General features: G+C 38.7%; 13 protein-coding genes. 5 read left to right on the forward strand and 8 right to left on the reverse strand.

Annotated features, from left to right (window positions below):
• Positions 1-122: 122 nt before the first annotated feature.
• The 8 genes from PAUR_RS17795 to PAUR_RS17830 all read right to left on the reverse strand — a co-directional run bounded on the left by PAUR_RS17795 (position 123) and on the right by PAUR_RS17830 (position 10,817).
• Positions 123-1,424 (reverse strand): GntP family permease, encoded by a 1,302-nt coding sequence (locus tag PAUR_RS17795; RefSeq protein WP_192509214.1) that lies wholly within the window; start codon positions 1,422-1,424, stop codon positions 123-125.
• 243 nt (positions 1,425-1,667) lie between these two features.
• Positions 1,668-2,360 carry a LytR/AlgR family response regulator transcription factor gene (locus PAUR_RS17800; RefSeq protein ID WP_192509074.1) on the reverse strand — a complete coding sequence of 231 codons (693 nt, stop codon included), beginning with the start codon at positions 2,358-2,360 and terminating at the stop codon, positions 1,668-1,670.
• The gene (locus tag PAUR_RS17805; RefSeq protein ID WP_192509075.1) at positions 2,357-3,418 is read right to left on the reverse strand and encodes a sensor histidine kinase; all 1,062 of its coding nucleotides are present in this window, start codon (positions 3,416-3,418) and stop codon (positions 2,357-2,359) included. The genes PAUR_RS17800 and PAUR_RS17805 overlap by 4 nt, the downstream gene beginning before the upstream one ends.
• A gap of 4 nt (positions 3,419-3,422) precedes the next feature.
• Complete coding sequence (locus tag PAUR_RS17810) at positions 3,423-4,322, reverse strand: serine hydrolase domain-containing protein (protein WP_192509076.1); 900 nt, start codon at positions 4,320-4,322, stop codon at positions 3,423-3,425.
• 56 nt (positions 4,323-4,378) lie between these two features.
• Positions 4,379-5,014, reverse strand: coding sequence for a hypothetical protein (locus PAUR_RS17815; protein WP_192509077.1), 636 nt, complete (start codon positions 5,012-5,014; stop codon positions 4,379-4,381).
• A gap of 1,811 nt (positions 5,015-6,825) precedes the next feature.
• The gene (ylqF, locus tag PAUR_RS17820; protein ID WP_192509078.1) at positions 6,826-7,770 is read right to left on the reverse strand and encodes a ribosome biogenesis GTPase YlqF; all 945 of its coding nucleotides are present in this window, start codon (positions 7,768-7,770) and stop codon (positions 6,826-6,828) included.
• Positions 7,771-7,868: 98 nt separating this feature from the next.
• Complete coding sequence (locus PAUR_RS17825) at positions 7,869-9,140, reverse strand: LlaJI family restriction endonuclease (RefSeq protein ID WP_192509079.1); 1,272 nt, start codon at positions 9,138-9,140, stop codon at positions 7,869-7,871.
• A gap of 12 nt (positions 9,141-9,152) precedes the next feature.
• Positions 9,153-10,817, reverse strand: a complete 1,665-nt coding sequence (locus tag PAUR_RS17830; protein ID WP_192509080.1) for an McrB family protein — start codon at positions 10,815-10,817, stop codon at positions 9,153-9,155.
• A 73-nt stretch (positions 10,818-10,890) separates the two neighbouring features.
• On the opposite strand from PAUR_RS17830, the gene dcm reads away from it, so the two are divergent.
• The 5 genes from dcm to PAUR_RS17855 all read left to right on the forward strand — a co-directional run bounded on the left by dcm (position 10,891) and on the right by PAUR_RS17855 (position 14,521).
• Complete coding sequence (gene dcm / locus PAUR_RS17835) at positions 10,891-12,207, forward strand: DNA (cytosine-5-)-methyltransferase (RefSeq protein WP_192509081.1); 1,317 nt, start codon at positions 10,891-10,893, stop codon at positions 12,205-12,207.
• Between the two features lie 270 nt (positions 12,208-12,477).
• The gene (locus PAUR_RS17840) at positions 12,478-12,735 is read left to right on the forward strand and encodes a helix-turn-helix domain-containing protein (protein ID WP_192509082.1); all 258 of its coding nucleotides are present in this window, start codon (positions 12,478-12,480) and stop codon (positions 12,733-12,735) included.
• A complete protein-coding gene (locus tag PAUR_RS17845) occupies positions 12,732-12,998 on the forward strand; it encodes a hypothetical protein (protein ID WP_192509083.1) in 267 nt (88 codons plus the stop codon). Before PAUR_RS17840 ends, PAUR_RS17845 begins: the two co-directional genes overlap by 4 nt.
• Positions 12,999-13,000: 2 nt before the next feature.
• Positions 13,001-13,600, forward strand: coding sequence for a hypothetical protein (locus tag PAUR_RS17850; RefSeq protein ID WP_192509084.1), 600 nt, complete (start codon positions 13,001-13,003; stop codon positions 13,598-13,600).
• 384 nt (positions 13,601-13,984) lie between these two features.
• Positions 13,985-14,521 (forward strand): YaeQ family protein, encoded by a 537-nt coding sequence (locus PAUR_RS17855; protein WP_192509085.1) that lies wholly within the window; start codon positions 13,985-13,987, stop codon positions 14,519-14,521.
• Positions 14,522-14,525 lie beyond the last annotated feature (4 nt).

Genomic DNA, 14,525 nt, shown 5'->3' on the forward strand with positions numbered 1-14,525 from the left:
ATTATTAATGATCCGCACCTTATTGGATCATACTTAGCTTGCTATTTTTATTTGCCTGACCACGCCAAATTCTATAGATAAAACCTCAATCAAGCGCCGGCTAAACTACTACGCCACTGAAATTAAAACCAAATAAACAACCCTAAAATGACCCCGAGTCCAAGCAGTGGAACCACCACAGTGAGTATTGCCAAAGGCCCATAGGCCGCTTGATGCGTTTCCTTACAAATAGCACGAACGGTTGTCACAACATAACCATTATGCGGTAAAGTATCGATTGCCCCAGAACTAATGGCAACCACCCGATGTAACTCACTATTATTAACGCCTAAATCCAGGTAATGAGGCGCAACGAGTGGCAGCGCAATCGCTTGTCCGCCTGATGCCGACCCCGTTAAACCGGCAATGACACTCACGGCAATTGCAGCCCCTAAGAGTTCATTACCTGGAATTTGGGTCATGAGCGCAACCGCTTCTTGAAACGCGGATGTTTCTTTTGCGATGGCACCAAAACCAACCACTGCAGCAGTATTGCCTATTGCAACTAACGCCCCTGTAGTCGCTGAATTAATAGCATCTGATATATTAAGAAAGAACTTAAAATTAATGATGTAGAGACTCATAACCCCCCCTAACAACGCTACCATTAACGCACTTTGCTGTAACGTGTCATGTAATGAAAAAGACAGCCCTAGTACCACCAATAACGGAAGCAGCCCCGTGATAGGATGCGGCAGTGTTCTCGCTTCACACTGCTCATCATCTGCGCGCACCTCAAATACTTCACCATTGGCTTGTGCTCTTCTTATCATCCACGTCAACAATAGATAACCTAATACCGCCATAAACACAGCAACCATTAAACTTTCTTGCCATGCCGCATACGGCGAGGTATTTAAATATTTAATTGGGATCCAATTTTGAATTTCAGGCGAGCCCGCTGAGGTCATGGTAAAAGTCACAGAACCAAACGCCAGTGTGGCAGGAATAAATCGCCGGGGTAAATTTGCATCTTTAAATAGGCTCAATGCCATTGGGTAAACTGAAAACGCCACGATAAAAACGCTGACACCGCCATAAGTAAGCACGGCACAAGACAATACAACAGCCAAAACGGCGTACTTCATTCCCAGCTTGCTAACAATGCTCCCCGCTATTGCATCTGCGGCTCCCGTATTTTCCATAAACTTACCAAACAAGGAGCCCAATAAAAACATCAGAAACCAAGCTTGTACAAACCCAGAAAAACCACGCATGTAACCACTGACAAAATCCACTTCTTCTGCATTTGGGAAGAGTGCAATATCACTTGAAAAAGCGACGACCAAAGCACACAGAGGTGCTGAAATAAATAAATTAACGCCTCTCAACGTCAGCACGATCAGTGCGATTAAAGCCAATATAAGGCCAACAGAGCTCAGCATAATATCACCCATTGATATCTTTGATATTGCCCCTTACCACCTCACGGATAATGACTAATACAGTAATTTCATTCGGTGCATCGAGTCCCTATCACGATGACATCATTCGTTATAAACAAGCCACAACGGCAAAACCTAAACGTCACTCAATGATAAACTCGAGAACTTGTCTGTATTAGTGGTATGAGCTTTCTTATTATAGATAGCACAAACTTATGCTAACAAAATGAAAAAGTACACAATTTAGATTTTATACCGCTGCTTAAATGCCGTTGTTTGCATACGAGATAGAGTAACATGTAAGTTATTTTGCAGTGTTACTTCAAGTATGCCACCCAATTCCTGAGTAATTGTCGTAATTTTACCCACATTAAATAGCCAGCTCCGATTAGCCCTGAAAAAAGGCTCCGTTGGTAATCGTTCAGCGATATTACTCAAGGTTCGATACACGCTGACAGCCCCATTTTCTGTGTGCAAACGCGTATAATTACTCATAGCCTCAAATGCTTGCACTTCATCCAGTGAAATAAAAAAACAACGTTGTCCGTCTTTGATAAAAAAGCGGCTATCAACTTCAAGTGGTGTTTGTAATTTTTTATATTTTTCAATGGCAATAGCTAGCCGAGCTTGTGTTACAGGCTTTAACAAGTAATCTAGGGCATTCACTTCAAAAGACTTTACCGCAAAATCGTGATGCGCCGTAACAAAAATAACGTAGGGTACATAACTCAATTGCGCAAGCAGTTCAAAGCCACTGCCACTGGGCATATTGATGTCAAGTAAGAGTAAATCCGGCTGCAGTTGTTCTATAACTGCTTTTGCTTCAATGATATCCGGTGCTTCCCCCACCACATCTAACCCACCGAGTTCATCAAGCTGTGCTCTGAGTTCAAGTCGGGCTAAATGGCTGTCGTCAACAATCACCACTTTATTCATATTGCTTCCTTTGGTAACTCGATACAGGTCACAACACGCTGTTCACGTACAACCCGTTTGATGGAACCCTCTCCTTTATAGAGCAAGGCTAAACGCTTCTCTATATTTTTGGTTGCCAGTCCTAAGCCACCAGATGGTTTCGCATTTTCAATCAAGGGATTCATCACCTCAATGAATAGTTTTTCATCGCATCGTACCTTTAATGAAACCAATCCGCCGGCTCGGTTTTTAGCAATCCCATGTTTAATGGCATTTTCTAAGCATAACTGAAGAACCATCTTTGGCACTTTTAAGGTGACAGCCTCTGCTGCCACATCAATGTCAGTCTGCAACCGCTCAGCTAAACCAATCTTACACAAATTTAAGTAATGTTGTGCATTTTCAAGTTCCTCACCTAGCGCTACTTTGTCATCTTGATTTGTTTGCAGAGAGTATCGCAACATGTCGGCAAGTTCAGCGAGACTCTCTCTTGCTTGGGTAGGTTGCGCTAAAATCAACGCGCGAATATCATTAATAGCATTAAATAAAAAGTGCGGATTCAGTTGGCTATTTAACGCTTGTAACTGGCTCACCGTCAATAACGAATGCGCTTCGCTAAGAGATTTTATTTTACTCAATGCTAAATATCCAAGCGACCATAACATCGCCAACCCAAGCATATTTATACCGTTGCTGAGCCCGACAGTTTCAATAACAAACCCAAATTGCGATGCAGGAATAGGACGCGATATCCCGATATGCGCTATAAAGAAAACTCCGAGCAATAAAATAGTCGTTGCGAACAAGGTCGTCAAACACGACCCCACACATAAAAACATAAACTGAAAAAGGTTACTCCTATGCTGAATATGCTTCTTATACAGGCAACGTATTAGGTAGGTGACTAATGCGCCTGAAAAAATAAAAATGGCCCCGTAGACTGTTTCTATCCAACTAGCATAAGGGTTTTGCATGACAATGAACGTCATCATTAAATAGGTAAACAACCAGCTCATAATATGACAAGCAATAAATGCATATCGCTGGGAAAAAAAATACTGATAATGTAGCGTCATCATTGCCTTATTGACCTTTTTCTTGTAGCTGCTTAAATAATCTCATCGCTAGGGCCCCCGCATCCTGCGGGCCTGCAATCATCACGATAACACCTTGCTGTTTACTTGGATCAAACACCACCATTGATGTAAATCCTGCCGTTTTTCCGCCATGAAAGTAACTGCTATTTAGTCCTTTATTAAAGCCATACACCATGGTGTTATTTAAATGCGTTAAGCTATTTTTCAGCATAGGGAACAATTCAGAATCACTCGGCTCAACCTGCCAATACGCGCTTATCCAATTCGCCATATCTTCAGGAGATGCTAATGCACCTCCGGCACCAACTAAGCTATCAAAATACCAGTTTGCTACGGGTTTCCCATCATAACCACGACCTGATAATTGCTGTTTTTTCAACTGACTTAAAGCCAAAGTTGCGTGTGGCATCTTCAATGTATTAAAAAGATAATTATCAACCATTTCTTGCTGTGTTTTATCCCATGCTTTTGCCATTAACCAGCCTAACAATCCATACCCAAAATTAGAATATTCAAAGTCTCCTTTTTTGCCGATAGGCAACGTCAGTGCCTGTTTAATATCTGTTGAATCAAAATCCACGTAAGGATCATTGATGTTCGATGGCATCAAGTTTTTCGGCAATCTCGGTAAACCAGAGCGGTGTGTTAACAATTGCAATAACGTATAGCTGTGGTGTTCAAACCCCTGTCCTAGTAGATCTGCAATGGGCATCTCTAAAGACCAAACTTTATCAACGACTAAGCGACTTGCCAATAATGCAAATAAGGGTTTTGTCAGTGAACCAATCTCAAATAAACTATCCGAACTCACCTTATCGCCATGGAAAAAGAACGCTCGCTTATCTTGCTCCAAGATCACCACTGCGGCGGCTGAATCATCAAACACAATCGCGAGCTGCTCATCTAAATTATTCAGTGTAATGGCTGGTTTACTTCCATAGGCTAAAGACGTTTTTTTTTCAAAGTTAGTGGCATTTCAAACCCTTGTACAAACTTCCCTTGATAGCCTTCTTTACCAAGCTTTCCACTAAATTGGGCCCCTATCATTTTTGAGCTAAATGTCATTTTCTGGTTATCAATCGTGAATTTATTCAGCGGAATGCCAAAGCTTTGCTGAGCTGGGCTATCTAAGGAACTATAAAAACCTTCTTTTGTTACAGCAACTTGTACTATAACAGGAAGCGGTTTTCCGTTGATATCAAGCTCACCTTGATATGCCCCTTCATATTTGAGCTGCTTAAGATCTTGCTCTGATAATTTGTGTAATGTCAGTGGCATTGTCTGGCCTTGTATAAAAGAGCCGACCAATGTATTACCTTCAATACGACCTTTAAATTCAGCTTGGAGATCGGTATCTTTGAAGGATATTACACTGTCCGACACAGTATACTCTGTAGGACTTTTACCGAACTTCCCTTGATTAGGGCTATCTAACGTCATTTTATTTTGTACTGGATCAACATTAAACCCGATGGTTAAAAACACGTGAGGTTGAATTTCTAATAACCCACGCCACTTATCAACCGCAACTGTTTGTGTACACATAAAAACACTGACTAAAACCATAAACCATTTCATTTATTTCTCCTTAAGCACATATAAATTAGTAAATATTTAACCTCAGGTTTGGATAAGGGTTTTGGAACAGAAAATGTTTTGTAAACAAACTTACGTACAATCCAATGATGATATTTTGTTCAATATCAAGGCGCTTTTATGCAGTAATAGCGGGCTATTACAAATGCAAGCAACGCCGAGAGTGAGAAAAATAGCTTTATTGGGCAAATTCGCTTATCCAGAGCTGAGGTTATTTAAGTTCAATTAATGATTTTATTAACCAAAACGATCTCCAGTTTACCTAACCTTAATCAAGATGGGCGGACTATTTGTTTCAATGGTGGAAAAACGATGTTAACGACATCAATACGTGGCTAAAGGCCTCAGCCATCAAGTTAATGAGAATTATTTTCAAATAGGAGTTGACAGAGGTTAAGATCTAATTGATAATCAATCTCAACAAGGTAAGTTTGACGGTTTGCTTTGTAATTTTACTCTGATTGTTTCTCGACCCAGAAACACGTGCTGCGCACGTTAACAGCACAGGTTGATATAGATTTAATAACGCCCCTTATTAACTCATATATTAACTTACTCACTATTTTACTTGCTACATTGCTCATATCTGTGACGGTAGATATGAACGCTAGAAAAGCCCTAATCGGGCTTTTTTTATGTCTATAGTTTACCGATAGACGTACATTAAATAAATGATAATTATTTGTATTTATGTGTTGACAGGGTTAGATATCTAATTGATAATCAATCTCAACAAGGCAAGTTTGACGGTTTGCTTTGTTATTTACTCTAGACTGTTTCACGACCCTGAAACACGTGGTGCACACGTAAATTGCTCTGGTTAATGGTAAACTAGATAACGCCCCTTATTAAGTTTACTGATAACCAACTCACTATTTTACTTGCTACATTGCTCATATCTATGACGGTAGATATGAAACGGAAAAGCCCTTGCAGGGCTTTTTTTATGTCTGAAATTTACGTCACTCTCTCCATTTGATTAAATGATAATTATTTGCATTTAATTATTGACAGCAAGCTTAATCTAACTGATAATCAATCTCAACAAGAGTGATGCATACTTAGTCTTGTTACTTGTTTCTGACCCGAAACACGTGCTGCACACGTTAATTGCTCGGTCAGGTGAACCAGACAACGCCCCTTGTTATGTTCACCTTACCAATCCACTATTTTACTTGCTACATTGCTCATATCTGTGACGGTAGATATGAAACGGAAAAGCCCTTGCAGGGCTTTTTTTATGTCTGAAATTTACGTCACTCTCTCCATTTGATTAAATGATAATTATTTGCATTTAATCATTGACAGCAAGCTTAATCTAACTGATAATCAATCTCAACAAGAAGGGTCGACATAGCCCAAACTTGTTGCAGTATTCAATTTGTTTCTCGACCACGAAACACGTATGGCTTACGTTAACAGCCACGACTGAAATGCGTTACCTACAACGCCCCTTGAAAGTAACGCGCTTCAGTCACTCTACTATTTTACTTGCTACATTGCTCATATCTTGACGGTAGATATGAAAAACAAAAAAAGCCCTTTCAGGGCTTTTTTTATGTCTGTTTAAAACTCGACTTTCAACAACCTACATAACCTCAGGTTTGGATAAGGGTTTTGGAGTAGAAAATGTTTTGAAAACAAACTTACGTACAATCCAATGATGATATTTTGTTCAATATCAAGGCGCTTTTATGCAGTAATAGCGGGCTATTACTGCATAAAAGCAACGCCGATAGTGAGGAAAATAGCTTTATTGGGCAAATTCGCTTATCCAGAGCTGAGGTTACGTATTAACGCCTATTTTTTCTGGCTCGTGCCCGTCGCTGTTTCTTTTCCTCTTCTTTTGCCGCTTTTTTCGCCTCGGCTTGCGCTCTCACTTGGGCCACAACCACTTCTTCACGCTCACGCATTTCTGGCGTTTCCATGGTTATACGACCAATCACCGCATCACGTAATTCATTAATTAAGATTTCTGACATCTTATGGGTATCGACCTGATTACCACCGCGTATACAACCACGCTTTTTACCCGCCATTTCAATGAACTCCCAATCTTGTTCAGGCAACTCATCTATTTTATAGCGTGACTGAAGTAATCTAGGGTACGCCAATAACAAATACTCTGCGGTATAGCTCGCAACTTCTTCATAGTCTATTGCAGTATCTCTAATAGCACCTGTTGCCGCCAATCGGTATCCTGAGTTTTCATTCTCTACTTTTGGCCAAAGCATGCCTGGTGTGTCATACAGCATAATACCATCGTCAAGTTTAATACGTTGCTGCGCTTTAGTCACCGCTGGCTCATTGCCCGTTTTAGCAACAATTCGCCCTGCTAGCGTATTTATTAATGTGGATTTACCCACATTTGGGATCCCCATGATCATGGCTTTAAGCTGTTTATCAATACCCACTTTATGCGGCGCTAACTTTTTACATAACTCATTTATTTTATACACTTCTGCCGCTTTATCGTGACCAAATGCCACAGCTTTCACACCACTTTCTTGCTCTAGATATTGCATCCACTGCTCAGTCATCACCGGATCTGCCAAGTCCGCCTTATTGAGTATTTTCACCACAGGTTTACCTTCACGTAGTGCAGACACCATTGGGTTTTCACTACTATAGGGAATACGCGCGTCAAGCACCTCAATAATGACATCCATTTGCGGCATAATTTCTTTGATCTCATTGCGCGCTTTGTTCATGTGTCCTGGGAACCACTGGATTGCCATATAGTATTCTCCTGTGTGAAATAGTGATTAGCTCACCATTTTACCTAGATAAGCGCACAATTGCTTTAATTTTGTGTGTTCCAAATCACTATATTTTGTTATCGTTTATTCAACACACTCATTAACTCAACGATTTTGCTTTCTACAAATATAGTAATTAGATTAATTGGATCTAAGTAGTGGCAGGTGATTGCAGGATATTCATTAAGCAAGTTTTCTTTTTGAATGGTTGCTCGATTCGGTTCGGCCATATGGGCTGAGTCAATTGGCCCACCCATACCTGGAAAAATAAACATATTAGAGACATTGTTCTCAGGGTATATTGACTTCACTGCTTTTGCGTAAAAGAACTGCTTAACTAAATCTGGCCAACCTGGTACAGTTTCTAAACTTTTAGCGGAGTAATATTTAGCATCAATGACTGTAAAATCTTTTGTTTCGGGGTCTCTAAGGACTATATCGGTTCGTTGCCCTTTCCTACTCGCTAACTTCAACTCTCCATTTATTTGATATACAGGCTTAGCTAGCTTCTTGTTTACAGGAAATACGTTTTTAAGCGCTTTTAACAGCATATGCTCCCACATGCCCTCAAATCTTTTTACACCAATAGAAAAGTCACTTTTCTGAGATATACTTTCTAATTTAAGGTAACTAATTAACTGTTTAATAAGATAGATATCACGATCAGAGTATGCTCTTGTTAACTCATTGTTTAGGTGATAAAGCTTCGCATCATTATTCATTGATGAAACAGGAACATCGATGAGCTGTTTAGTTACAACTCCATCATCATCGTTAATTAACCAGCCTACTTTTTGATCCAAATTACGTAAAACCTCTGCATGAATTTTCGCAGTTTCACAGTTGGAATATACTCGTTTGATAGAGCCAGCTAACTCTAAATAAACAGAACTCTCACCAGACATATACGGTATAGATTGCTTAATAGTACGGTTCCAATCTACTTTCCCAGAGTTTACCTTCCTTTGAGATATTCGACGTGTAAAAAGACCATTGTTGAAGTAGTCTTCAAATAAGGAAAATATTAAACCCAGGTACTCTTGCCCATGAATGCCTTCATCAACTAATTCATCAGCACTTATAGCATTGTCTTTACCATCTAAATAACGTCTAAGTGCTTTCAGTAAAGTTGCACATACTTTCTTTGTGCTTGACTCATCGACTTTTACATAGTTACTATTTCGGGGAAGAAATACAGCGATTTGATCGTCAAAGTTAATTAAGCCGCAAAACATAACTTTTTGTTCACTACCGTAAAGTAACCCCTGCTTATTCAAGTTTTGAACTAGCTTATTGGGCATTGTTTTAACAATGCTTTGCCTATCTTCAAATAGATGTAATTTACGCATTTTTAATTACATCTATTCTGGTTGTTCATCTGCGACAACTTTTTGGACTTTTTGCGCTTCGTTTAATGCCTCTAATAACTTAGCCTCAAAAATGTCAGAGAAAATAGCCTTACCTTCTCCAAATTGATGTGACAACTGACCGAAAGTACCTACTTCTGATGTATTAAAAATCACATCACGCTTTCCATGACGAAGTACATCATCCCAGAGGTAGACTAATATTTTACCTTTTAGAGTATTATTAGCTTCTTCAATAGTAGTCAGCTCTTCATCGGAAACAAAGCGATGGCCTAATAGACGATCTTCAGGTACTTGCAAAGAAGACAAAGTATCATTAACAACTTCAGCAAATACTTTCCAAGGCACTTCAAACTTTGTACCATCAGCAAACGTGAGTTGAAAATTACTATTACATGCTCGTGTAAAGTCTATTGGTAAGTATTCAAATAACCAACGCCTCTTAAAGGCGGTGTCCATTGGCATGACTGATTGGTCACTGCTATTCATAGTAGCAAGAATTGACAGGTTGGAAGGTAAGTAAAGCCTATTAAATTTAGCTGGTTCTTTTAAGTTTTCTTTAATGTAGAACAACATATCAGGATCAGAAACTTCTATCTTATACTGACTTTCACCCTGCATATTTCGATCTAGTAGCTGAAATACCTCACCAAAAACAGCTGCTGCGGGTGCTCTATTAAGCTCTTCTATTACGAGGTAAACATGTCTATCCGGTTTATTTATGGCATCTATCAATGCCTTTGTAAATGGTCCAGGCCTAAACTCATATGAAATCTGCTTTTTTTCTTCAGCATTTATCATTACTGGTTTCAAAGCTCCCACAAAATCACCATATTGAGTATCGGGGTGAAATACTGTCGTATAACGACAATGGGGCTTTGTTATTTCCTCAATTCTGTGACTCTTACCTGTACCTGGAGCTCCATAATAGATTTTATTTCGTGCAAAAATAATACCATCAGTGTTATTTTTTGAACTAGTACAAGTACTTACTTGAACTTCATCTATAAAACTAATGCTTTCAATCAATACCCTTATATTTCTGTTATCCGCTAAAAGTTCGATAAACTGTTCGAGTTTTCCTGAAGTATCTTGAACTAACAAGCTAAGTTTGGTCACGCAAGAGGAGATAACCCCTGAACTCCCCCTATTTAATTTTCTTCCCTCAAGTACTTGAACTCCTTTTTTCATTGTAGTGTCCAACCAACCATCACCGCGAAGAAAATTATAAAACTTACTTTTATCCACTTCAGTTAAGTTGTTAGATAGAAAATCATCAAGATTCTGTTTATCTATATGTGACAGTAGCGATTCATAGTTTTTTGCAGGTAGCTTTCGAAGTATTTCATCATTTAGAACTGTTTCTATCTTTATTTTACTTATGAGCTCAAAGTAATCCAACAGAGCTTCAATAAAAGGAATACAAGGCTTTAATCTGACAAACCAACTAAAAGGCAAGTAGGCAGTTTGCGATGATGAGTTAATTACTTTAATTGTATCCGAAATCAATATTATTGAATTATATTTATTTTTAAACTTATCTTTGAATTCGTTAAAGATGATATTCCTTTCTGCAGCAGAAAAAGCAACCTCTTTATTTACAATTTCATTCACTTGGTTTATGGCGCTCGCTTTAAGAGCTGCAAGATCTTTTAACATTGTTTCCCTTGCCTGATCATTTATACAGTGCTATATTCCACCGGGACTAAAACCGGACAAGTTTAATAGCATCATGAGTACTGTTTTAATAAATAACGATATAGCAAGTCAAATCAAAAGTATACGAGAAAACTTAGGTTTAGGGCGTACTGAGTTTGCGAACTTACTTGGTATGGCTTCTACGGGTGAGCGCACAGTTAGAGGGTGGGAAACAGGCGAGCACAAACCTACTGCCAAAAAGCTAACTGATATATATAACTTAGAATCAGAGTTAAAATCTCATTTAGATAATGCACCATTTAAACAGAAACATTTATCTGAATCTGAGTTTTCATTCATAGACTTATTCGCTGGGATTGGTGGGATAAGATTGCCGTTTCAAAAGCTCAGAGGTCACTGTGTTTTTACCTCTGAGTGGGATAAATTTGCGCAAAAAACATACCTAACCAATTTTGGTGAAATGCCTAATGGTGATATTACCCTGATTGCAGCCTCTGATATTCCAAATCATGACATACTTTTAGGTGGCTTTCCGTGCCAAGCTTTCTCTCAAGCCGGTCTAAAACAAGGTTTTAGCGACACCCGTGGAACCATGTTTTTTGAAATTCAAAGAATACTTACAGAGAAGAAGCCTAAAGCTTTTGTTCTTGAAAATGTAAAACAGCTTCAGGGGCACGATAAAGGCCGTACTTTGAATACTATTTTAGATATTTTAAGGGGCAACTTTGCTTCACAGATACCGAGTGATGTCCCTCTAAGTGATGAAACAAGACACGCGTTATCAGAGAAGCTAAATTATTGGGTTGATTTTAAGGTACTTAGAGCCGGCGACTTTGGTGCGCCGCAGAATAGGGAGCGCGTATTCATCGTAGGGTTTGATAAAAGCCACTTTGAAAATTGTGATTTTGATGAGCTATTTAATTGGCCTACACCACCTAAAACACCAACTAGGGTAGGTGACATTTTAGAAGACTTAAGCGAAATAGCCTCAAGTAATGATAAGTTTACAATATCTGAAAAGCTCTGGGCAGGACACCAGCGTAGGAAAGAAGAACATAAAACTAAAGGAAATGGTTTCGGCTATTCTCTCTTTAATGCTGAAAGTGAATATACGAATACAATAAGTGCCCGTTACTACAAAGATGGGTCTGAAATTTTAATTGACCAATCAGAGCTAAATAAACGGCCCAGAAAGCTAACCCCTAGAGAATGCGCCAGATTACAAGGTTTTCCAGAAGAGTATATTGTAGACGCTGTTTCTCAAGGCCAGATATATAAACAATTTGGTAATTCAGTCTGTATGAAAGTTGTTGATTCATTGGCTGCACAAGTAGTTAATGCTATTCAGTTAGCGTCGACAAACCATAAGTTGAATAAACCCCCATCGTGAGCAGTATCAATTTAACAACATATGCCTAATTAAGAGAAACAACTGTTTTGAACTATCGAACATGTATTACACACATTACTAGCGTGACTATTGATTTACTGTAACGACAATATGAGAGAGTGTTAATTTTAGACAACCTAAACATAGAGCATCATAACCCACACCCCATGTAAATAAAATGTTTACACACAGCTCATTTGTAAATATTATGCTCATCTAGCAATGTGGAAAACCACCCCTTTTATACCCATTAATAAAAAGGATAAGGATGTGATAAATGGAGATGATTTACGGGCCATGAGAGTCAATGCGGGAATATCTCAAGACGCGATGGCAAAAAAATTAAGGTGTGACAGAAAAACCATTATTAATTACGAATTTGGTGTGAGTGATATTCGTTCAAAACAGCTTTTTTTGTGGTTTTTATATTGTAAGATAGATGTTGGAGCATTATTAAATGAAATAAAACAGATCCACAATCTAACCAATAGTAAAGAAAAACCAAGCTTACAGGATGAAGAGCCATGAAAAAAACAAACCTAAACAAAGTAATTAGTGCTATGAGTTTATTTATAAAAGCTGATAGAAAACCAGTGGAACTAGCAAAAAGAAATGCACAAGCACACTCTGTTACTGTAGGTTTTTCTCAAGCTTCCCATACTTATGATTTAAATTCAGATATATGTGCTTTGGTAAGTGGCGGTAACACTCCTTATAAAAGACCAAGGGCAACTGCTGCTAACCCTAATAGCTTTACCCCTATCATTTCGCCGATGACCTTCAAGGATTGATAATGAAACTTTCAAATTTGATTTTGTTGAGCATAGCCTCAATCGCATTTTTTTATATCCAATTGTGGGAAGTTTATTTTGTAATCCCTCTATACTTAATCGTGCTAAGTATATTTATAGCAACTGGTATTTTTACAAAAAATGTAAATATGACGCATATTTCAGGGTTTATTTTTGCTCTAACCAGTCTATCTGTTGTTGTTTATGAAAGTGGTCTAGTGAATTATGTGACCCCAGAAGAAAATCCGTTATTACAAAGCTTTCTCATTTATGGTACTCAAATCTTTTTCACCATCACTACCGCGATAGTATTGATATTTAGAGTACAATTATCTCGATTACTCTCAAACTCAAGGGATATTGAGCTCACTCACTTCGATGGTGTTTTTCATTGGATTTTCCTTTATATGGCGATGATTAATCTTTTGGCCTTGTTGGAAGATATGGCGTATATCCTTTTTGATATAAAATCTTGGACGCTAATCTATGATAATTTCGAAGGTCTGATTTATATTGCGTGGGCAGTATGTTGTGGTGCTTTACTGACCATGATGATTTGTGAAGCGAAATTGAGTCGTTCAGATGAAGCTAACGCATCATAACTATCAGCGCTCGTTGCTGTAGTATATAAAAACACTTCAAACTAGCTTTAAAGGTAGTTGGCTGATTGCGATAATCACCAGCTTCCACTCACATTCGGCACATTCCTACTGCCCACAACTTACATATTTCGCTTCTACACGAGTCCAAGATACATTCATAGGTTTATTTTTATAAGGGGAGGTTTCTTGCACGACTCCATTTGTTTATTCAAACTTCATGCTCTTGATTTTGTCAGCTCAGGCGCCAACGTGTTGTTTGTATTTTCTAAAAATGCTTAGCGAACTTTTCAGCGAAAAAATATCCTAATTAAAAGATAAGCTGAGTACTCTCAACTCTATCTCTTGTATACTGCCCCCCTCTGCTATTTATTAATCAAAAAAACCATGGCGCTCAAATCAACTATAATTAAAACTCACCTATCTATTAGCGACATGGATAGGCATGTATATCAAGACTTATCGCTCACGCTCGCACAACATCCGTCGGAAACTGAGCAACGTTTGATGATCCGAATTTTAGCCTACGTATTACAATTTCAAGAAAGACTAGAGTTCACCAAAGGGTTATGTGCAGACGACGAGCCTGAAGTATGGCTAAAAAACTATAGTGATGAGATAGAGCTATGGGTTGAACTGGGTTTGCCAGAAGAGAAGCGCTTGAAAAAAGCCTGTAACCGTGCAAAAAGTGTTGTGTTGTATACCTATGGTGAAAATAACCAACCAATATGGTGGCAAAAGAATCAGCAAAAACTGGCCAGTTATCATAACTTATCCGTGATCAGTTTGCCCTATGAAGCAACCGCACAGTTAGCCAATATGGTCAGTCGTGCGATGACGCTTACCATCACCATTCAAGATGGGGAAATTTGGCTCAGCGATGAGCAAACCAGTGTACATATTGTACCGCAACAATTGAAATAAGAGG

The sequence above is a fragment of the Pseudoalteromonas aurantia 208 genome, from assembly GCF_014858725.1.
Taxonomy (GTDB): Bacteria; Pseudomonadota; Gammaproteobacteria; order Enterobacterales; family Alteromonadaceae; genus Pseudoalteromonas; species Pseudoalteromonas aurantia.